Here is a 20,229-nt window from a genome sequence, read left to right as displayed (position 1 = left end):
ATGTGGTTGACGGCGATCTGTGCGGCACCTAGGTTGGCCGACAGACCGGCTGGTATGGAGGTGCGGAATGCCCACCGTCGAGACCCTTCGCGGCCCAGTGGACGTGGCCGAGCTCGGCCAGACTCTCATGCACGAGCACGTCTTCGTCGTCGCCACCGAGCACATCGACAACTACGGCAAGGGCGCCTGGTGGGACGAGGAGTTCCGCGTCGCCGACGCCGTCGCCAAGCTCAGCGCGGTGGCGGCGAAGGGCGTGCGGACGATCGCCGACCCGACGGTGTGGGGGCTCGGCCGCTACATCCCGCGCGTCCTGCGGATCGCGGAGCAGGTGCCCGAGCTCAACATCATCCCCGCCACGGGCATCTACTCCTTCGACGAGCTGCCCCACCAGTACACCTTCCGGCCTCCGGTCGACGGCGCCGACCCGATGGTCGACGACTTCGTCCGCGACCTGACCGTGGGCATCGCCGACACCGGGGTGAAGGCGGCCTTCCTCAAGTGCGTGGTCGAGGCCAAGGGCCTCACGCCCGGCGTCGAGCGCATCTGCCGGGCCGTGGCGCAGGCGCACGTACGCACCGGGGCGCCGATCACCGTCCACACGAGCTCCGTCACCGGGAGCGGCGAGCTCGCGCTCGACCTGTTCGCCAAGGAGGGGGTCGACCTGACGAAGGTGGTCGTCGGGCACGCGGGCGACAGCAACGACCTCGACTACCTCATGCGCCTTGCCGACACCGGCGCGATCCTCGGCATGGACCGCTTCGGCCTCGACGTCTACAACACGACCGAGCGGCGGGTGGCCACGGTCGCCGAGCTGTGCCGGCGCGGCTACGCCGACCGCATGGTCCTCAGCCACGACGCCGCCTGCTTCATGGACTACTTCGGCGGGGCGTGGGACGAGTCCGTCGGGACGCTCGCGCCGAACTGGCGCTACGATCACATCCACGACGACGTCCTGACCGCGCTGCGAGCGTCCGGGGTGACCGAGGCGCAGATCAACCAGATGCTGGTGTACAACCCTGCGCGTTACTTCTCGTAGAGTGAGTGGATCAGAACGGCGACACGGGTAGGTGGAACTGGGTGACTTCCGAGCAGGCCCTGGCGATCAGCCTCGGACTCCAGGGCCCCTGCGTGATAGCACGGTTGGCCGGCGACTTCGACTTCGGCTCCGCGGCGGAAGTGCGTGACCGCGTCACGAAAGCCCTCGATCTCACCCAGCCCCCGATGCTCGTCATCGACATGCAGGCCGTGAGCGTCTGCGACTCCTCCGGCCTGTCCGTGCTCGTCTACCTGCACAAGGCCGTCACCGCCTCCGGGGGGCGGTTGCTGCTGTCGGGGCTCAACGGCAGGTGCAAGCACCTGTTCGCGATCACGGCGCTCGACAAGTTCTTCGACATCCGCACCACGGCCGAGCTGGCCATCGCCGAGCTGAGCGAGGCCGGTGGCTCGCCGCCCTTCACGAGCTGAAGCGCGTCGCGGCTAGAAGTACCTAACCCCACAAAACATTCGACGTACGGAAATATCGCTCTCTTCGAACTTTTGTTAGAAGTCGAGGTACCGGTCGCCGCCGACCGGGGGAAGCGACCGCGTCGAACTGGGGGAAGCATGGTGAGGAAACTGGCCGGAACGGTGTTAGCCGCGGCCGCCGTGACCGCGCTGACAGTGGGGCCCGCAGCCGCGTCCTCGGGGGCGTCCGGCGCGACCGCGGCGTCGGCGCAGCTCATCCGTACCAAGGTGTATTTCGGCGACTGCGAGAACACCTGTCAGATCAAGGTCCGGATCAGCAACATCTCGCGGACCAAGATCTTCGACATCAGGCTCAAGGCCCGGCTCAAGATCAACGGCAGGAACGTGGGCAGCTGCACCGACCACGCCGGCAGCCTCGGGGCCAAGCGGACGAAGTGGGCCTCGTGCACCGTGCGCGGCAAGAGCCTCGCCCGCGCCTACGACCGGTATCTCGAGGGGTTTGCCGACTTCGACCAGCAGGCCAACACCACGGTGTACTACCGGTATTACCGCTGAGCAGTCGAAACCGGTCGCGGTCGCCGCGACCGGTTCCGCCACGAACGGTGCCGTGCTCGGACGGCGTTCGAGGGGTCAGCTCAATGGGTGACGAGCAGCGCGACCCCGATCAGCACGACGACCGGGACGAGCCACATCACGACCTCGGCAGCGAACTCCTTGTACATCGCGTCAAGTCTCCTCAGGAACGCCCAAGCGGGCACCGCAAACGTCATGGGCAGCATAGCCGCCCTTACCGGCTGCTTCCGTCCCGGCGTCAGACGGTGATCGCCCCGTCGGAGGCGGAGCCGACCGTGACGACGTACTTGGCCAGCACGCCGCGCTCGACCACCCGGTCAGGACGGCGCCACGCCGCCCGGCGCGCGGCCAGCTCGTCCTCAGGCACCAGCAGGTCGAGCGTCCCGGCCGCGCTGTCGATCACCACCGTGTCGCCGTCGTGCACCAGAGCGATCGGGCCTCCGTGGTACGCCTCGGGCGCCACGTGCCCGATCACCAGCCCGTGCGAGACGCCGCTGAAGCGGCCGTCCGTGACCAACGCCACGGACGTGCCGAGCCCTCGGCCCACCAGCGGGCCGGTGATCGACAGCATCTCGCGCATGCCGGGACCGCCCGCCGGGCCCTCGTACCGGACGACGATGACGTCGCCCGGCTCGATGCGGCCGTCCATGATGGCCGCGTAGCAGTCGTTCTCCGAGTCGAAGACCTTGGCGGGGCCCTCGTGGCGGAAGTCGTTCTTGCCGCCCAGCTTGAGCACGCAGCCGTCGGGAGCCAGCGAGCCGCGCAGGATCGCCAGCGCGCCGCGCTGCTTGAACGGCTTGTCGGCGCTCGCCACGACCTGCTGGCCGTCCGTCTCCCGCGCGTCGGCGGCGACCTCGGCGAGGGTGCGGCCGTCGACCAGCGTCACGTTCTCGCGCAGCAGCCCGGCCTCCAGCAGCCGGCGCACCACCAGCGACGTGCCGCCGGCCCGCCACAGGTCGAGGGCCGTGGCGTCGCCGCCGCTCGGCTTCAGGCCCGTGACGATCGGGACCTCGCGGCAGACCTCGCCGATCCGGTCGATCTCCAGCGGCAGCCCGGCCTCGCGGGCGATGGCGAGCAGGTGCAGCACCGCGTTCGTCGAGCCGCCCATCGCCGCCACCGACACGATCGCGTTGTGCAGCGCGTCCTCGGTGAGCACGCGCGACGGGCGGGCGTCGCGGGCGAGCGCCTCCATGGCGATCTCGCCCACCCGCCGCGCCGCGGCGTTCTTCTCCGCCGCCACCGCAGGGATGTCACCGACGCCGAACGGCGCGAGGCCGAGGAAGTCGGCGACCGTCCCCATGGTGTTGGCGGTGTACTGGGCGGCGCACGTGCCGGCTCCCGGGCAGGCGTGCTTGGCCAGGTCGTCGAGGTCGGCCTGGTCCATCCGGCCGACCTCGCGCTCGCCGAGCGCCTCCCACATGTCCTGGATCGTGACGTCACGCCCGCGCCAGCGGCCCGGCATCATGCTGCCGCTGTAGAGGACGACGGACGGCACGTCCAGCCGCGCCAGAGCCATGATCGCGGCCGGCACGGTCTTGTCGCACCCGACGATGGCCACGATCGCGTCGAAACCGTGCGCGCGGCCCATCAGCTCGATCGAGTCGGCGATCACCTCGCGGCTGATCAGCGACGTACGCATACCGGGGGTGTGCATGGTGAGGTTGTCGGAGACGGCGATGGTGTTGAACTCCATCGGCGTGCCGCCCGCCGCGCGGACGCCTTCGGCCACGTGGACGGCGAGGTCACGATGGGTCAGGTTGCACGGCATGGTGCCGGTCCAGGTGGTGGCGATGCCCACCACGGGGCGGCGCATGTCGTCCTCCGACATGCCCATGGCGTACAGGTGGGAGCGGGCCGGTGCGCGGTCGGGGTCGTCGGCGATGCTCAAGGTGTGCTCCTCCGGGGTACGGGGTGCGGTCACCTCAATGATCCATCAGCCGAATTCGCGACGGCTCAGTGGTCCCGCATACCCCATGGGGAGCCGTACTCGACCAGCAGGTCGAGGAAGGGGCGCGGCTCGAAGGCTTCTGGGCCGAGCACGCCGGTGCCCTTCCAGGCGCCGTCGGCCAGCAGTTCCAGGGCGACCACGGGGTTGACGGCGGTCTGCCACACCACGGCCTGGGAGCCGTACTCGCGCATCGACCACTGGTTGTCGACGACGTGGTAGAGGTACACCTCGCGCGGGCGGCCGTCCTTGACGCCCTTGACCCAGGTGCCGGCGCAGGTCTTGCCGCGCATGCGCTCGCCGAGCTCGGCCGGGTCGGGCAGCACCGCGGCGACCACGTCGCGCGGCGACACCCGGGCGGTGCCCTCATCGGTGCGGACGGCCACCGGCTCGGTGCGGTCGACGCCGAGGGCGTGCAGCGTCTTGAGTGTGCCGATGAACTCCTGGCCGAGGCCGTACTTGAAGGTGACGCGCTGCGCCGGGATCCACCGCGGCACCAGCACGACCTCCTCGTGCTCGACGTTCACGCACTCGACAGGGCCGATCCCGTCGGGGAAGTCGAACACCTCAGGCTCGCTGAACGGTTCGGTGGTGTACCAGCCGCGGTCCTTCTCGTAGATGAGCGGCGGGTTGAGGCACTCCTCGATGGTGGTCCAGATGGAGAACGACGGCGCGAAGTCGTAGCCGTCCACGGTGAGGTTGGCGCCGTCCCTGATGCCGACCTCCTCGATCTCGTCGAAGAGCTCGTCGGCGGCGTAGCGGGCGAAGACGTCGGCGAGGCCGGGCTCGACGCCCATGCCGACCAGCGCCAGCCGGCCGCCTTCCCGCCATGCGGGGTCGCGGGCGAACTGCTCGTCGCCGAGCTTGACGCCGACCTTCTCGTACGGACGGTCGGGGTGGGGCTTCGACATGGACATCGCCATGTCGAGGTAGTCGACGCCCGCTGCCAGCGCCGCGTCGAACAGCGGCATCACGAAGCGCGGGTCGGTGGCGTTGAGCAGGACGTCGCAGCGGTGCTCGCGGAGCAGCGCGGTGACGGCGGCCGCGTCGGCGGCGTCGATCCTGACGGGGGTGAACCGGTGGGCCTGGTCGCCGAGGGCTGCGACGGCGGATTTCGCGCGGGGCAGGTCGTAGTCGGCGACCACCATATGGTCGAAGAACGAGCGGCGGGCGGCGATGCGGGTGATGGCGGTGCCGACGCCGCCGGCACCCACCAGAAGAATGCGCATGGTGAAATATCCCCTTTACGTGGGTTTTGGGGGGGTTCTATAGTCCATCAAATGCCAGTAGGCTCATCAACGTCAATGCTGTTGGCATAAGGAGTCGCGGGTCATGGCCAAACGGGTGGTTCCGGAAGGCGACCGGAGGCGGCGGCGTCCCACCAAACAGGGACAGGTCCTCACGCACGAGATCATCGTCGAGACCGCGCTGCGCATGCTGCGCGAGCACGGCGCCGACGGGCTGACCGCGCGCCGGCTCGGCCTCGCGCTCGGCGCCGACGCCAGCACCGTCTACCGCTACTTCCGCGGCATGGACGACCTCGTCCTGGCCATCGCCGACGACCTGTTCGGGCAGGCGATGGCCGACTGGCGGCCCACCGGCGACTGGCGGGCCGACCTGCGCGACCTCGGGCACCGCATCCACCACGCCTACCTGGCCCACCCGCAGGCCGCCGTCCTCACCGCGAGCCGGGTCACCGGACGGCCCAACGAGGTGGCGAGCGACGAGACGATCCTCGGCATCCTGCGCGGGGCCGGGTTCCCCGACGCCGACGCGGTGCGCATCTACCACGCGTTCATCGACCTGAGCCTGGCGTTCGCCATCCTCGACGCCGCTACCCTGGCGCTGCCGAAGGCGGCGCGGGAGGCCGACGAGGAGGTGTGGCGCGACACGTACGCGCGGCTGCCGCGCGAGACCCACCCCAACATCGCCGCCACCGCGCCGCTGCTGGTGGCCCGGATGAACGACAGCGCGTACCCGACAGCTCTCGACATGCTCCTGAGCAGCGCCGCAGCCCAACTCGCCGCCGCGGCCGAGGCTGGTTCCGCGGTCAGAGGCGCCGGGGCCGGGGTCAGGGGTGGCGGCGGGAGAGGCGTTTGATGAGGCCGGCCAGTGACTCGTCGGCCATGCGGGCGGGCAGGCCGGGCGCGTCCCGCTCGATACGGCGCAGCACCTCGGGCTGGTCGCCGCAGAACCGCGTCCAGGCCCGCAGCACCTCGGGCATCGCCTCGATCGCGGCGTCCGACAGGTCGGCCTCGCGCGGCAGCCACGAGGTCAGGAACCGCGAGACCCGCTCTGGGCTCCACCACAGCGGCCGGTCACCGAGGAACTCCGCCAGCGCGCCGAACGCCTCCCGCGCCCCCGGCAGATCGGGGACGTCGCCGAACCCGGCCACCGTGTCGTCGGCGGCCCCCCGCACGACGCCCGGCACGGCCGACGCCCGGCGCAGGGCCAGCGGACGCACCCCGGGCAGCGTGTCGGCGACCGCCGCCCCCATGAGCTGGTCGCCCAGCGCGAACGCGTCGAGCACGCGCCCCGCGACCACACCCGGCTCGGCCGCGCGCAACCCGAGGCCCTCGAGGAACGACTCCTCCTCCACCAGCGCGTCCACCGCCACCCCGCCCTGGGGCTGGTCGATGCCGACGACGAGGACGTGCGGCTCCTTGCCGTTCTCGTAACGGAAGGCCAGGACGCCGAGCACCTGCTCGCCGTAGGGGTCGGCCTTGCCGTACCAGCCGCCGTCGCAGGTCACCCGGCCCATCCGGCGTGCCCACCCGGGCACGGGCTCCACCACCTCAACCGAGGCGTCGCCGACCGCGGCCAGCGCGGCCAGGACGAGGCGGGCCTCAGCGCGGCCGTCCTCGCGCAGCCGCCGCACGAACGCCTCCGTCTGCCCGCTCTCCTCCAGCTCGGCCGTGAGGCGGGACGCCCACAGCTCGGTGCGCAGCGGCGAGCACCACCTGAGCAGGTCGCGGGCCTGGCTGACAGCAGTGTCGAACGTGGTCACCGTCAGACCGTATCGCCCCTGCCGCGCCGCAGGAGCAGCCGGTCGACGGCGTCGGCGAGCCAGTCGGCGTACTCGTCGGCGCTCCAGCCGCGGCCGAGCATGAGCGCGTCGGCCGTCTGCCCGCCGAACAGCGCCCAGCAGGCGTCGGCGGCCCGCTCGACGGACACGTCAGGACGCAGCAGGTGGCCGAACGAGCGGACGAGCGTGCGGACGCCGGCGAGCCGGCGGCTCTCGTACGCGTCCCAGGCCTCGACGAGGCCGGGGTCGCCCGCGGACGCCTCCCTGAACAGCCGGGTCATCGCGTGGGCCATCGGCAGCCACTCGCGGGTGACGTCGCGCAGCAGGCGCAGCTTCTTGTCGCGTTCACGCTCGTCCCGCAGCGCCCGCAACCGCGCGGGGTCGCCAGCGAGCGCCTGGTCGGCGACGGTCACGAGCAGCGCCGCCTTGCCGCCGACGGTGTAGGCGGCCTGCGGGGAGACGCCGGCCAGGCCAGCGATGTCCTTCATGGTGGTCGCGGCGTACCCGCGGGTCAGGAAGCACTCCTGGGCGGCGGCGACCACGGCCGCCCGCGTGCGTTCCGCCTGCTCACCAGCCACTCCGGTCATGCGGACGGCCTACCCCGCCCGCTTCCCGCCAAGTCCCAAAGGCCCGTCATGTCATGGTTCGAGGCGGCGCAGCAGGTACGTGTCCATGATCCAGCCCTTGCGGGCGCGGGCCTCGGCGCGCACCTCGCGGATGCGCTCACCGACCTCCGACACCGGGCCCGAGACGAGGATCTCGTCGGGCGTGCCCAGGTAGGCGCCCCAGTGGATGTGGTGGTCGTCGAGCCCGGCGAACGAGGTGTGGGCGTCCAGCATGACGACCACGTCGTCGGCGGTCGGGCCCTGCTCGGCCAGGCGGCGGCCGGTGGTGAGGTGCACGGGCCGGCCCACCTGGGTGAGGCTCGTGCGGTGCCGGGCGGTCAGCGCGGCCACGCTGCTGATGCCGGGGATGACCTCGTAGTCGAAGGTGACGTTCCCGCGGGCGAGGATGTCCTCCACGATGGCCAGCGTGCTGTCGTACACGCCGGGGTCGCCCCACACCAGGAACGCGCCGGTCTGGCCGTCCTCCAGCTCGTCGCGGACGAGCGCCTCGCACGCGAGCGCGCGGCGGGCGCGCCAGTCCTCCACGGCGGCGGCGTACGCGGGCGGCGCGGCGGCGCGGTCGCGTTCGGGGTCGCGGGCCTCGGCGATCCGGTACGGCGGCCTGCCGTGCTCGGCGATGAGGTCCAGCCGCAGCTGGACCAGCTCGTGCTTGACCTCGCCCTTGTCCACGACGAAGAACACGTCCGTGGCCGCGATGGCCTTGACGGCCTGGAGGGTGACATGGTCGGGGTCGCCGGCGCCGATGCCGATGATGAGGAGACGCTTCACCTGTAAGAGTGTAGGGACGCACAAATCGCGAAATAGCGGCAGATATACGATGTGCGGCGCGCTTTCCCCTAAGGAGGACTGTGAACCTGGCCGAGCAGGGCGACGCCTTCGCCGCGTTCTGGCAGGAGCGGCACCTGTGCACGCTCTCCACCGCGCGACCGGACGGCCCGCCGCACGCGGTGCCGGTGGGCGCCACGCTGGACCTCGCGACCGGGATCGCCCGGGTGATCACCTCAGGCACCTCCGTCAAGGCCCGGCTCGTCGGCGCGTCCGGTGCGCTGGTCGCGCTCACCCAGGTGGACGGCCGCCGCTGGTCGACGCTGGAGGGCCGGGCGGTGGTGCGCACCGAGCCCGAGCAGGTCGCCGACGCAGAACGCCGCTACGCCGCCCGCTACAAGCCGCCCCGCCCCAACCCGAACCGGGTGGTGCTGGAGATCCAGGTGACGCGCGTGCTGGGAAACGTATGATCACCGTCGTCGGGATCGGCGCGGACGGGTGGGACGGGCTGGCGCCTGCCGCGAAGCGGGCGTTGGAGGGGGCGGAGGTGCTCATGGGCGCGTCCCGGCAGCTCGAGCTCGTGCCTGACTCCGCCGCCGAGCGGGTGACCTGGCCGTCGCCGCTGCTGCCCGCACTGCCCGCCCTCATGGACACGTACGCGGGGCGCGAGATCTGCGTCCTGGCCAGCGGCGACCCGATGTTCCACGGCATCGGCTCGACGCTCGTCCGGCTTCTCGGCCCGGACGCCGTCCGGGTGCTGCCGCACGTGTCGTCGCTCTCGCTCGCCTGCGCCCGCCTCGGCTGGCCGGTCGAGCAGGTGGACGTGGTCAGCCTCGTCGGCCGCCCGGCGGCCGCGCTGAACGCCGCGCTCCTGCCGGGCCGCCGGGTCGTCGTGCTCGGCTCGGGCGCCGACTCCCCGTCCCTGGTCGCCGGGCTGCTCGCCGGGCTCGGGTACGGCCCCAGCCCGATGACCGTGCTGTGCGACCTCGGGGCGGCGTCGGAGGCCGTCGTACGGGCGACCGCCGACACCTGGAAGGGAACCGCGCCGTCGGCGCTGAACGTGATCGCCGTCGAGTGCGTCCCCGGGCCGGACGCCGAGCCGCTCGCCCGCGTACCCGGGCTGCCCGACAGCGCGTACGAGCACGACGGGCAGCTCACCAAGCGCGAGGTACGCGCCGTCAGCCTGTCCCGGCTCGCGCCGCTGCCCGGCGAGCTGCTGTGGGATGTGGGTGCAGGCGCGGGCAGCATCGCCGTCGAGTGGATGCGCAGCCACCCGTCGTGCCGGGCCGTGGCGGTCGAGAGCCGGGCCGACCGGGCCGCCGGCGTCGCCCGCAACGCCGACCGGCTCGGCGTGCCCGCGCTGCGGGTCGTGACCGGCCGCGCCCCCGGAGCGCTTGCCGGCCTGCCCACGCCGGACGCCGTCTTCGTCGGCGGCGGCGCGACCGTGCCGGGGCTGCTGGACGCCTGCTGGCAGGCGCTGCGGCCGGGCGGCAGGCTCGTCGTGAACGCCGTCACGCTGGAGTCGGAGGCCGTCGTGGCGGCCTGGTACGCCAGGCTCGGCGGCGACCTCGTGCGCCTCGCCGTCCAGCGGGCCTCGCCCGTCGGCTCGTTCACGGGCTGGCGGGCCGCGATGCCGGTGACCGTCTGGTCGGTCACCAGGAAGGACACGCCTTGACCGTCTACTTCATCGGGGCGGGCCCAGGAGCCGCCGACCTCATCACGCTGCGCGGGCTGCGCCGGCTCGAGTCGTCGCCGGTCTGCCTGTACGCGGGGTCGCTGGTGCCGCGCGAGCTGCTCGACTCCTGCCCGCCGGGCGCGCGGCTGGTGGACACCGCCGACCTGACGCTGGACGAGATCGTCGCCGAACTGACCGCCGCCCACGCGGCGGGGCTGGACGTGGCGCGGCTGCACTCGGGTGACCCGTCGGTGTTCAGCGCGGTGGCCGAGCAGATGCGCCGCCTGGACGCGATCGGGGTGCCGTACGAGGTCGTGCCGGGGGTGCCGGCCTTCGCGGCGGCGGCCGCGTCGCTCGGCAGGGAGCTGACCGTGCCGGGCGTGGGGCAGACGGTCGTCCTGACGCGTACGTCGGCGCGGGCCACGCCGATGCCGCCCGGCGAGGACCTGGGGACGCTGTCCGCGAGCAAGGCCACGATGGTGCTGCATCTCGCCGTGCAGCGGATCGACGCGGTGGTGGCGGAGCTGCTGCCGTCGTACGGGGCGGACTGCCCGGTGGCCGTGGTGGCGCGGGCGAGCCGCGCGGACGAGGTGGTGCTGCGCGGGACGCTGGCGGACATCGCCGGGCAGGTGCACGCGGCCGGGATCCGGCGTACGGCGGTCATCGTGGTCGGCCGGGTGCTGTCGGCGACCCAGTTCCCCGACAGCCACCTCTACAGCGCCGCCCGCGACCGCACCTGCGGAACCGTGCATGACAGCCCCGACCAGGACAGCGCTGCGCGGGGCCGTTCTTGAGGCGGGTGTTGATCCTCGGTGGCACGGCCGAGGCCCGTGCTCTGGCCGCCGAGCTGACCGTACGCGGGTTGCACGTGGTGTCGTCGCTGGCCGGGCGCGTGACCAACCCGCGGTTGCCGGTGGGCGAGGTGCGTGAGGGCGGCTTCGGCGGGCCTGAAGGGCTCGCCCGCTACCTGGCCGACGAGCGGATCGACGCACTGGTGGACGCCACCCACCCGTTCGCCGCCCGGATGACGGCCTCGGCCGCGTCCGCCGCGCGGGCGACCGGCGTGCCGCTGCTCGTGCTGCGCCGTCCGGGCTGGCGGGAGGGCCAGGACGACCGCTGGCTGCGGGTGCCGTCCCTGGAGGAGGCCGCCGCCCGCCTGCCGCGTCCGTCGCGGGTGTTCCTCACCACCGGGCGGCGCAGCCTGCCCGTCTTCACCGGGCTGGACGGGGTGTGGCTGCTCGCCAGGTCCGTCGACCCGCCGGAGCCGCCCGTGCCGGACAACGCGTACGTGCTGCTCGACCGCGGGCCGTACACCGTGGCGGGGGAGCGGGCGCTCATCCGCGAGCACCGCCTCGACGTGCTGGTCACCAAGGACAGCGGCGGCGCGATGACCACGGCCAAGCTCGTCGCGGCGCGCGAGCTCGGCCTGCCCGTCATCATGGTCGACCGGCCGCCGACGCCCCCCGGCGTCCTCCTGGTGGACTCCGTCGCCGACGCGGCGGCCTGGGCTCAGGGATAACGGCGCGGGGTGTAGACGACGCCCCGGTCCGTCACCTGGGTCGTCGACGATCCGATGATCAGCAGGCAGCGCATGTCGACCTGGCCAGGGTCGAGCTCGCCGAGCGTGGTGACGGTCAGGTTCTCCTGCGGGCCGCCGACGTCGCGTCCGATCACCACGGGGGTGGCGGGGTCGCGGTGCCGCAGCAGGATGTCGCGGGCGGCGGGCACCTGCCACGTACGGCTCCGCGAGGCCGGGTTGTAGATCGCCAGCACCAGGTCCGCGCGGGCGGCCGCCTCCAGCCGGTCGGCCACCACCTCCCACGGCTTGAGCAGGTCGGACAGGGACAGCACGCAGTAGTCGTGCCCCAGCGGCGCGCCCACCCGGCTCGCCACCGCCTGCGCCGCTGTCAGCCCTGGGACGACCCGCACCGGCACGTCGGGGAAATCGGCCGCGACCTCCAGCACGGCGCTGGCCATGGCGAACACGCCCGGGTCGCCGGACGACACCACCGCGACCCGCGCGCCCTCCCGGGCCAGCTCCAGCGCGTGCCTGGCCCGCTCGGCCTCCACCCGGTTGTCGGTACGGTGGCGGCGCTGGCGCGGGTTCGGCGCCACCCGGTCCACGTACGGGCCGTACCCGACGAGGTCGGTGGCCGCCGCCAGCGCCTCCTGCGCCTCGGGCGTCAGCCACGGGCGCCCCGCCGGTCCCAGCCCGACCACCACGACCTCACCGCCGGTGGCGGTGGCCGACGCGGGGGCCGGGACGAACGTCTGCTCGGCCGGGCTCGTGAGCAGCGCCATCGAGAAGTAAGGCACGCCGTCGGCGTCCACGTCCTTGAGCGGCGCGACGCGCTGGGCGTCCATGGTGGCGCGCTCCACGTACCAGGCGTCGTCCAGCCGGCCTGCGGCGGCCAGGGCGTCGCGGACCTTGCCGAACGTCCGGCCGAGCTTCAGCACCGCCGCCGAGTCCGTGCCGGCCAGCTTCTCGGCCAGCACCTCGGCGGGCAGCGTGCCGGGCAGCACGGTGAGCACCTCGTCCCGTTCGACCAGCGGCCGGCCGAGGACGGCGGAGGCGCCGGCGACCGACGTGACGCCGGGCACCACCTCGGCGGGGTAGCGGCTCGCGAGCCGCTTGTGCAGGTGCATGTACGAGCCGTAGAAGAGCGGGTCGCCCTCGGCCAGCACGACCACGGTGCGGCCGGCGTCCAGGTGGGCGGCCAGCCGCTCGGCGCAGTCGGCGTAGAAGTCGTCGAGCGCGCCCTGGTAGCCGCCGGGATGGTCGGTGGTCTCCGTGGTCAGCGGGTAGAGCAGCAGCTCCTCGACCTGCCCCTCCCGCAGGTACGGCGCCGCGATCGAGCGGGCGATGCTGCGCCCGTGCCGGGCCGAGTGGTAGGCGATCACGTCGGCCTCGCCGATCAGCCGTGCCGCCTTGACCGTGACCAGTTCCGGATCGCCAGGACCGAGGCCGACCCCGTACAGCCGTCCCGTCACATTCACTCCGTCTCGTTCGCGATGGCGTTGACCGCCGCCGCCGTCATCGCACTGCCGCCGCGACGGCCGTGCACCACCAGGTACTCAAGGGCGCTGTCGGCCAGCGCCCGCTTCGACTCGGCCGCCCCGATGAAACCGACGGGGATGCCGAGCACCGCTGCCGGCCGTCCCGCGCCCTCCTCGACCAGCTCCAGCAGGCGGAACAGGGCGGTCGGCGCGTTGCCCACCGCGACGACCGCGCCCTCGAGCCGGTCGCGCCACAGTTCGAGCGCGGCGGCGCTGCGGGTGGTGCCGAGGCGTTCGGCGAGGTCCGGCACGCGCGGGTCGTCCAGCGTGCACAGCACCTCGTTGGCGGCGGGCAGGCGGCGGCGGGTGACGCCGGAGGCGACCATGTACGCGTCGCACAGCACGGGCGCGCCGCCGCGCAGCGCCTCCCGCGCGCGGGCCACCACGTCCGGCGACCAGCCGAGGTCCTTGACGAGGTCGGTCATGCCGCAGGCGTGGATCATGCGCACCGCCACCTGCGCCACGTCGGGCGGCAACCCGTCGAGGTCCGCCTCGGCGCGGATCGTCACGAACGACCGCCGATAGATCTCGGCCCCGTCGCGGATGTAGTCGGTCACGAGTGCCTCTCCTGATGCCCGCCGCTCGTGGCGGCGGCGCGTTCGTCGCTGGTGGCGAGGGTGTGTGGGTCGCCAGGGGCGGGGGGTTGTGGGTGTGCGGCGGTGGTGGTGTGGCGCTCGCCGGTGACCGTGTAGCCGTCGCGGGTGGCGACGATCTGCGTGACCTGGCCGCGGGGGAGGCCGCAGCGGCGTTCGCAGCCCGACCAGTGCACGGGCGTGGGTGGGGGAGCGTCGAGGGTGGCCACCCAGCGGCGGGCGTCCTCCCGTACGTCGGCGAGCGACTTCGCGCAGCCAGGACGGCCGGTGCAGGCGCTCACCCCGGCCCAGGGCGAGGCCGGGTCGGTCACCAGCCCGGCCTCGCCGAGCGCCCTGGCGGCGTCCTCGGCCGCGCCGGGGTCGAGGTCAAGCAGCACCACACTGCGCCAGGGCGTCAACCGTACGAGGGCGCCGGTGTCGGCGACGTCGGCGATCGCGAGGGCCTGGGCGCCGTCGAGCCGTCCGAGCGGCACGAGCACCTCCAACGCCACCCGCTTATCCCCCTGCCGCACCACTCCACCCCGCCGCACACCGGTTCCCGAGCCTGGGGGCGGCTGGTCCGTCAGGGGCAGGCCGAGGCGGGCGGCGAGCCGGGTGGCGCCGTCCGGGAGTTCCGCGAGGCGCCAGGCTGCCCGTCCGTCCTGCGTGCGTTCGGTGAGGAAGGCTGCGGCAGCGGCGGTCATGAGGGTGGGGGCGGTTCGGGCGTCGGCGGGGAGTGTGCCGTCGGCGCCGGCCAGCAGCAAGCCGTGGCCGGGAACGTACGTGACGTCGGCGCCGAGGCCGGACACGTCGCCCGTGCCGTCATCCACCGCGAACAGGAAGCGGCCCGGCAGGGCGGCCAGATGGGGGTCGGCGCACAGGGCCCGGTCCAGAGCGTCCACGAGGGGCTGCGGGTCGAGCACGCCGCCGGGGCCGCGCCCGCCGAACGGCGAGGCGACGATGTTGCGGACGCGTTCATGGGCGGCCGAGGGCAGCAGCCCGGCGGCGGCGATCCGCGCCGCGAAGGCGTCGGGGGAGCGCAACCCGCGCACCTGGACGTTCGCCCGCGAGGTGAGCTCGATGACGCCCGAGCCCAGCTCCGTCGCGCACGCCGCCAGCTCGCGCAGCTGCGCGGCCGAGATCGCGCCGCCCGGTACCCGCACCCGCGCGAGCGCCCCGTCGGCGGCCTCGTGCACCTGCAACGCCCCCGGGCATGCGTCAGCTCGCGTTCGGGGGCCATGACGCGGGTCCGGGTAGGCGGCAGGTTCCGCCGCTGATCGCGGGGGTTGCGGTGGGTCGGGGAGGGGCTGCGTGGGGGGTGGGGGCGAGGGCGTGTGCGTCCGAGGTGCTTCCGGGCGGATGGAAGGCTCCTGCCCGGAAAAGTCAGCTATGGGCACGATCAGGATCGTAACGCCACTTCTGCGAATGCACGCTCCTGTCGTAGGCTCCGGGTAGGCGATGGCAAAGGGAGGAAGCCGGTGCGAATCCGGCGCGGTCCCGCCACTGTGACCGGGGAGCGAACCCCACCACGAGGCCACTGCCCGGCAACGGGCGGGAAGGCCGGGGTGAGCGCTGATCCGGGAGCCAGGAGACTCCGGCCGTCGCGACACCCACGACCGGGGCGAGGACCCCGAGGGAGGAACGCCCCGTGCCTGGCGACAGCCGTACCGTTCTGCTGCTCTCGACCTCTGACACCGACCTGCTGAGCGCCCGCGCCAGCGGCGCCGCCTACCGCCTGGGCAACCCCGCCAGGCTCTCCCCTGACGACCTGCCAGGCCTGCTGGAGGACGTCGACCTGGTCGTCGTACGGCTCCTCGGCGGCAGGCGCGCCTGGGAGGAAGGGCTCGACGCGCTGCTCGCCGGGCCGCGTCCGGTCGCGGTGCTGGGCGGCGAGCAGGCCCCGGACGCCGAGCTGATGGAGCTGTCCACGACCCCCGCCGGGGTGTGCGCCGAGGCGCACGCCTACCTGGCGCACGGCGGCCCGGCCAACCTGGCCGAGCTGCACGCGTTCCTGTCGGACACCGTGCTGCTGACCGGCCACGGATTCGCGCCGCCCACGGCCGCGCCGTCGTGGGGCGTGCTGGAGCGCGAGCCGCGCGCCGAGCGGGGGCCGGTGATCGGCGTGCTCTACTACCGGGCGCACCACATGGCCGGCAACACCGCGTTCGTCGAGACGCTGTGCGCGGCCGTCGAGGACGCCGGGGGCCAGGCGCTGCCGGTGTTCTGCTCGTCGCTGCGCACCGCGGAGCCCGAGCTGATCGACACCCTGCGTACGGCCGACGCCCTGGTCGTGACCGTGCTGGCGGCGGGCGGGTCGCGTCCGGCCACCGCGGGCGCCGGCGGCGACGACGAGGCGTGGGACGTCGGCGCCCTGGCCGACCTGGACGTGCCCATCCTCCAGGGGCTCTGCCTGACCTCCTCCCGGCAGGAGTGGGAGGACAACGACGACGGCCTGTCCCCGCTGGACGCCGCCTCGCAGGTCGCGATCCCCGAGTTCGACGGCCGGATCGTCACCGTGCCGTTCTCGTTCAAGGAGATCGACCGCGACGGGCTCACCGTCTACGTCGCCGACCAGGAACGGGCCGCCCGGGTGGCGGGCATCGCGGTGCGCCACGGCCTGCTGCGGCACACGCCGCCCGCCGAGCGGCGGCTGGTCGTGATGCTGTCGGCGTACCCGACCAAGCACGCGAGGATCGGCAACGCGGTCGGCCTGGACACCCCGGCGAGCGTCGTCCGGCTGCTGGCCCGCCTCGCCGAGGCGGGCCACGACCTGGGCGATGGCTTCCCCGGGGTGGCCGAGCAGGACGGCGACGCGCTCGTCCACGCGCTGATCGCCGCGGGCGGTCAGGACCCCGACTGGCTCACCGAGGAGGCCCTCGCGGCCAACCCGGTACGGATCTCCGCCGCGTCGTACGAGAGCTGGTACCGGACGCTGCCCGGCGAGCTGCGCGAGGCGATGGAGCGGCACTGGGGGCCGCCGCCCGGCGAGCTGTTCGTGCACGAGGGCGACATCGTGCTCGCGGCGATGCGGTCCGGCAACGTGGTGGTGATGGTGCAGCCGCCGCGCGGCTTCGGCGAGAACCCGATCGCGATCTACCACGACCCCGACCTGCCGCCCAGCCACCACTACCTGGCCGCCTACCGCTGGCTGTCGGCCGAGTTCGGCGCGCACGCGATGGTGCACGTCGGCAAGCACGGCAACCTGGAGTGGCTGCCGGGCAAGTCGGCGGGCATGTCGGCCGCGTGCGCCCCCGACGCCGCGATCGGCGACCTGCCGCTCGTCTACCCGTTCCTGGTGAACGACCCGGGCGAGGGCACGCAGGCCAAGCGGAGGGCGCACGCCGTCCTCGTCGACCACCTCGTGCCGCCGATGGCGCGCGCGGAGACGTACGGCGACATCGCCCGGCTGGAGCAGCTCCTCGACGAGCACGCCACCATCGCCGCCATGGACCCGGCCAAGCTGCCCGCGATCAGGGCGCAGATCTGGACGCTCATCCAGGCGGCCCGCCTCGACCACGACCTCGGCCTCGCCGACCGGCCGCACGACAGCGAGTTCGACGACTTCCTGCTGCACGTGGACGGGTGGCTGTGCGAGGTGAAGGACGCGCAGATCCGCGACGGCCTGCACGTACTCGGGCAGGCGCCGTCCGGGGCGGCGCGGGTGGACCTGGTGCTCGCGATGCTGCGGGCCAGGCAGATGTGGTCCGGCCGCGAGACGCTGCCCGGCCTGCGCGAGGCGCTCGGCCTGGCCGAGGACGGCAGCGCGGCGCTGAACGACGTCGACCGGGCGGAGGCGACCGCCCGCGCCCTGGTCGAGGCCATGGAGGAACGCTCCTGGTCGCCGGACGCGGCCCCCGAGGTCGCTCACACCGTCCTGCCTGCCGGGTCGGAGCGGGTCGAGCAGGTGGCGCGCATCCTGACGTTCGCCGCCACCGAGGTGGTGCCGAGGCTCGCGCGCACCACCGACGAGATCGACCACGTCCTGCACGCGCTCGACGGCGGCTACGTCCCGGCCGGGCCGAGCGGCTCGCCTCTGCGCGGCCTCGTCAACGTGCTGCCGACCGGGCGGAACTTCTACTCCGTCGACCCCCGCGCGGTGCCCAGCAGGCTCGCCTGGGAGACCGGTCAGGCCATGGCGGATTCGCTGCTGGAGCGCTTCCGCGCCGACACCGGCGAGTGGCCGCGCTCCGTCGGCCTGTCCGTCTGGGGCACCAGCGCCATGCGGACGGCGGGCGACGACGTGGCCGAGGTGCTGGCCCTGCTCGGCGTCCGTCCGGTATGGGATGAGGCGTCCCGCAGGGTCACCGCGCTGGAGCCGATCCCGCTCGCCGAGCTGGGCCGCCCCAGGATCGACGTGACCGTCCGCATCAGCGGCTTCTTCCGCGACGCCTTCCCGCACGTGGTGGCCATGCTCGACGACGCCGTACGGCTCGTCGCCGGCCTGGACGAGCCCGACGCCGACAACTACATCCGCGCCCACGTCAAGGCCACGGGCGGCGACGAGCGCCAGGCGACGATGCGGATCTTCGGCTCCGCGCCGGGCGCGTACGGGGCAGGGCTGCTGCCGCTGATCGACAGCCGCAACTGGCGCGACGACGCGGACCTGGCCGAGGTGTACGCGGTGTGGGGCGGCTACGCCTACGGCCGCGACCTGGAGGGGGTCGCCGCCCGCCCGCAGATGGAGGACGCCTACCGCCGGATCGCCGTCGCCGCCAAGAACGTCGACACCCGCGAGCACGACATCGCCGACTCCGACGACTACTTCCAGTACCACGGCGGCATGATCGCCACCGTGCGGGCGCTCACCGGCCGCGCCCCGGCCGCGTACGTCGGCGACAGCACCCGCCCCGACGCGGTGCGCACCCGCACGCTGTCGGAGGAGACCTCGCGGATCTTCCGCGCCCGGGTGGTGAACCCGCGCTGGCTGGCCGCGATGCGCAGGCACGGCTACAAGGGCGCGTTCGAGCTGGCCGCCACCGTCGACTACCTGTTCGGCTACGACGCCACCACGGGGGTGGTCGCCGACTGGATGTACGACAAGCTCGCCGAGACGTACGCGCTGGACCCGGAGAACCGGGAGTTCATGGCGCAGTCGAACCCGTGGGCGCTGCACGGCATCGCAGAACGCCTTCTGGAGGCCGCCGAACGCGGCATGTGGGAGCACCCCGACCCCGACGTCCTGCGCGGGCTGCAGGAGGTCTACCTCAAGACCGAGGGCGACCTCGAGGACGACACCAGCCGCTGAGCCAGCTCGGGCCGTCCCGCCCAGTGCAGGTGCAGGTAGGACGCCGTGACGCGGGCGTCGCCGAAGCCGTCGGCGCCGCCCTCCCAGCGGAACAGCGGCCCGCCCGTGTACCGGACGGCGGTGCGGTGGAACTCGTGTCCCCGGTATCGTTCGCCCGCCCTGGTCAGCGGCGAGTCGGCGAGGGCGACCGCGTCCCGGTAGCCGAGCGTCAGCCGGTCGGTCATGCGGGCGACGCCGGGCACCCGGCCGCACATGCGCCGGCCGTCCAGTTCCTCGCACAGGTAGAGCAGCCCGGCGCACTCGGCGGCGATCGGCCCGCCGAACGCCGCCACCCGGGCGCGCAACGGCTCGTTGGCGGCCAGCTCGGCCGTGTACACCTCGGGGAAGCCGCCGCCGATCACCAGGGCGGCGGTCCCGTCGGGCAGCCGTTCGTCGCGGAGCGGGTCGAACACCGCGACGTCCGCGCCCGCGGCGCGCAGCAACTCGGCGTGCTCGGCGTACTCGAAGGTGAACGCAGGGCCGCCCGCGACCGCCACCACGGGCCGGTCCGTACGGCGGTCGGGCGTGGGCGGCGGGCTCCATGGCCGCGCGGGCAGCGGTGGCGCGGAACGGGCGAGGCGCAGCAGCGCGTCCAGGTCGCACGAACGGGCCACCAGCGCGGCCAGGCGGTCCACCGCGGCGACCGCCTCGGACTCGCGTTCGGCCACCGGCACCAGCCCCAGGTGCCGCGACGGCGCCGAGACCGCGTCGTCGCGGCCGATCGCGCCCAGCACCGGCACCCCGGCCCAGGCCAGCGCGGCACGGCAGAGCTCCTCGTGCCGGGCCGAGCCGACCCGGTTCAGCACCACGCCGCCCACCCGTACGCGCGGGTCGAACGTGACGAACCCGTGCACCAGCGCCGCCACCGAGCGGCTCTGCCTGGCGGCGTCCACCACGAGCACCACCGGGGCGTCCAGCAGCCTGGCCACGTGCGCGGTCGAGGCGAAGTCCGTGTCGCCCCGGCCGTCGAACATCCCCATCACGCCCTCGACCACGGCCACGTCGCACCCGGCGGCGCCGTGCAGGAACAGCGGCGCCACCAGGTCCTCGCCGGTCAGCCACGGGTCGAGGTTGCGACCGGGACGCCCGGCGGCCAGCGCGTGGTAGCCGGGGTCGATGTAGTCGGGCCCCACCTTGTGCGGCGAGACCCGCAGCCCCCGTCCGCGCAGCGCCGCGATCAGCCCGGTCGCCACCGTCGTCTTGCCGCTGCCCGACGACGGCGCGGCGACGACGATCCGGGGAA

19 protein-coding genes and 1 riboswitch are annotated in these 20,229 nt (G+C 73.6%); of the genes, 9 read left to right on the top strand and 10 right to left on the bottom strand.

All coding sequences use genetic code 11. From position 1 onward, the window contains the following. The first annotated feature begins 67 nt into the window (after positions 1-67). The 3 genes from BLR04_RS04995 to BLR04_RS04985 all read left to right on the top strand — a co-directional run bounded on the left by BLR04_RS04995 (position 68) and on the right by BLR04_RS04985 (position 2,019). Entirely contained in the window at positions 68-1,036 is a 969-nt protein-coding gene (locus BLR04_RS04995; RefSeq protein ID WP_090760054.1) for a phosphotriesterase family protein, read from the top strand. 41 nt (positions 1,037-1,077) lie between these two features. Further along, positions 1,078-1,464 carry an STAS domain-containing protein gene (locus BLR04_RS04990; RefSeq protein ID WP_176902940.1) on the top strand — a complete coding sequence of 129 codons (387 nt, stop codon included), beginning with the start codon at positions 1,078-1,080 and terminating at the stop codon, positions 1,462-1,464. Positions 1,465-1,602: 138 nt separating this feature from the next. Next, positions 1,603-2,019 (top strand): hypothetical protein, encoded by a 417-nt coding sequence (locus BLR04_RS04985; RefSeq protein ID WP_143021959.1) that lies wholly within the window; start codon positions 1,603-1,605, stop codon positions 2,017-2,019. Positions 2,020-2,099: 80 nt separating this feature from the next. Here the strand turns inward: BLR04_RS04985 and BLR04_RS42245 are convergent, their stop codons facing one another. From BLR04_RS42245 to BLR04_RS04975, 3 genes are read right to left on the bottom strand one after another with little or no spacing between them, the layout of a single operon-like run. Next, positions 2,100-2,234, bottom strand: a complete 135-nt coding sequence (locus tag BLR04_RS42245; protein ID WP_281191302.1) for a hypothetical protein — start codon at positions 2,232-2,234, stop codon at positions 2,100-2,102. Between the two features lie 41 nt (positions 2,235-2,275). Then, positions 2,276-3,958 (bottom strand): dihydroxy-acid dehydratase, encoded by a 1,683-nt coding sequence (ilvD, locus tag BLR04_RS04980; RefSeq protein WP_245740032.1) that lies wholly within the window; start codon positions 3,956-3,958, stop codon positions 2,276-2,278. Positions 3,959-3,990: 32 nt separating this feature from the next. Next, positions 3,991-5,211 carry a saccharopine dehydrogenase family protein gene (locus BLR04_RS04975; RefSeq protein ID WP_090760043.1) on the bottom strand — a complete coding sequence of 407 codons (1,221 nt, stop codon included), beginning with the start codon at positions 5,209-5,211 and terminating at the stop codon, positions 3,991-3,993. A 103-nt stretch (positions 5,212-5,314) separates the two neighbouring features. Here BLR04_RS04975 and BLR04_RS04970 point away from each other — a divergent pair, with 103 nt between their 5' ends. After that, positions 5,315-6,082, top strand: a complete 768-nt coding sequence (locus BLR04_RS04970; protein WP_090760041.1) for a TetR/AcrR family transcriptional regulator — start codon at positions 5,315-5,317, stop codon at positions 6,080-6,082. Here the strand turns inward: BLR04_RS04970 and BLR04_RS04965 are convergent. The 3 genes from BLR04_RS04965 to cobF are packed head-to-tail and all read right to left on the bottom strand — an operon-like array spanning position 6,054 to position 8,401. Further along, entirely contained in the window at positions 6,054-6,989 is a 936-nt protein-coding gene (locus BLR04_RS04965; RefSeq protein WP_090760039.1) for a hypothetical protein, read from the bottom strand. The genes BLR04_RS04970 and BLR04_RS04965 overlap by 29 nt on opposite strands. A gap of 2 nt (positions 6,990-6,991) precedes the next feature. Continuing rightward, positions 6,992-7,594: a TetR/AcrR family transcriptional regulator gene (locus BLR04_RS04960; RefSeq protein WP_090760037.1), complete on the bottom strand. Its 603-nt coding sequence runs from the start codon at positions 7,592-7,594 to the stop codon at positions 6,992-6,994. 51 nt (positions 7,595-7,645) lie between these two features. Then, positions 7,646-8,401, bottom strand: a complete 756-nt coding sequence (gene cobF / locus BLR04_RS04955) for a precorrin-6A synthase (deacetylating) (RefSeq protein ID WP_090760035.1) — start codon at positions 8,399-8,401, stop codon at positions 7,646-7,648. A gap of 80 nt (positions 8,402-8,481) precedes the next feature. On the opposite strand from cobF, the gene BLR04_RS04950 reads away from it, so the two are divergent. From BLR04_RS04950 to BLR04_RS04935, 4 genes are read left to right on the top strand one after another with little or no spacing between them, the layout of a single operon-like run. Beyond that, positions 8,482-8,868, top strand: coding sequence for a pyridoxamine 5'-phosphate oxidase family protein (locus BLR04_RS04950; protein WP_090760033.1), 387 nt, complete (start codon positions 8,482-8,484; stop codon positions 8,866-8,868). After that, on the top strand, positions 8,865-10,073 hold the full coding sequence (cbiE, locus tag BLR04_RS04945; RefSeq protein WP_090760031.1) for a precorrin-6y C5,15-methyltransferase (decarboxylating) subunit CbiE: 1,209 nt from the start codon (positions 8,865-8,867) through the stop codon (positions 10,071-10,073). The genes BLR04_RS04950 and cbiE overlap by 4 nt, the downstream gene beginning before the upstream one ends. Beyond that, a complete protein-coding gene (cobM, locus tag BLR04_RS04940; RefSeq protein WP_090760029.1) occupies positions 10,070-10,867 on the top strand; it encodes a precorrin-4 C(11)-methyltransferase in 798 nt (265 codons plus the stop codon). Before cbiE ends, cobM begins: the two co-directional genes overlap by 4 nt. Continuing rightward, positions 10,864-11,592, top strand: coding sequence for a cobalt-precorrin-6A reductase (locus BLR04_RS04935; protein WP_090760027.1), 729 nt, complete (start codon positions 10,864-10,866; stop codon positions 11,590-11,592). Before cobM ends, BLR04_RS04935 begins: the two co-directional genes overlap by 4 nt. On the opposite strand, the gene BLR04_RS04930 is transcribed toward BLR04_RS04935, so the two are convergent. The 3 genes from BLR04_RS04930 to cobG are packed head-to-tail and all read right to left on the bottom strand — an operon-like array spanning position 11,583 to position 15,099. Beyond that, positions 11,583-13,064, bottom strand: coding sequence for a precorrin-2 C(20)-methyltransferase (locus tag BLR04_RS04930; protein WP_090760025.1), 1,482 nt, complete (start codon positions 13,062-13,064; stop codon positions 11,583-11,585). The two genes, BLR04_RS04935 and BLR04_RS04930, sit on opposite strands and share 10 nt — an antisense overlap. A gap of 2 nt (positions 13,065-13,066) precedes the next feature. Next, positions 13,067-13,687, bottom strand: a complete 621-nt coding sequence (locus tag BLR04_RS04925) for a precorrin-8X methylmutase (protein WP_090760023.1) — start codon at positions 13,685-13,687, stop codon at positions 13,067-13,069. Further along, on the bottom strand, positions 13,684-15,099 hold the full coding sequence (gene cobG / locus BLR04_RS04920) for a precorrin-3B synthase (protein WP_281191301.1): 1,416 nt from the start codon (positions 15,097-15,099) through the stop codon (positions 13,684-13,686). The genes BLR04_RS04925 and cobG overlap by 4 nt, the downstream gene beginning before the upstream one ends. A 25-nt stretch (positions 15,100-15,124) precedes the next feature. Further along, positions 15,125-15,315, top strand: a riboswitch (cobalamin riboswitch). Between the two features lie 35 nt (positions 15,316-15,350). Between cobG and cobN the strand changes: the two genes are divergently transcribed. Next, the gene (cobN, locus tag BLR04_RS04915; protein WP_090760021.1) at positions 15,351-18,947 is read left to right on the top strand and encodes a cobaltochelatase subunit CobN; all 3,597 of its coding nucleotides are present in this window, start codon (positions 15,351-15,353) and stop codon (positions 18,945-18,947) included. Here cobN and BLR04_RS04910 read toward each other — a convergent pair. Then, positions 18,902-20,221 carry a cobyrinic acid a,c-diamide synthase CobB gene (locus tag BLR04_RS04910; RefSeq protein WP_218128742.1) on the bottom strand — a complete coding sequence of 440 codons (1,320 nt, stop codon included), beginning with the start codon at positions 20,219-20,221 and terminating at the stop codon, positions 18,902-18,904. The genes cobN and BLR04_RS04910 overlap by 46 nt on opposite strands. Positions 20,222-20,229 lie beyond the last annotated feature (8 nt).

This window comes from Nonomuraea maritima, assembly GCF_900100395.1.
Lineage (GTDB): Bacteria > Actinomycetota > Actinomycetes > Streptosporangiales > Streptosporangiaceae > Nonomuraea > Nonomuraea maritima.
Note: the sequence above shows the minus strand (reverse complement) of the source record. Positions and strands in the feature narration are given on the sequence as shown.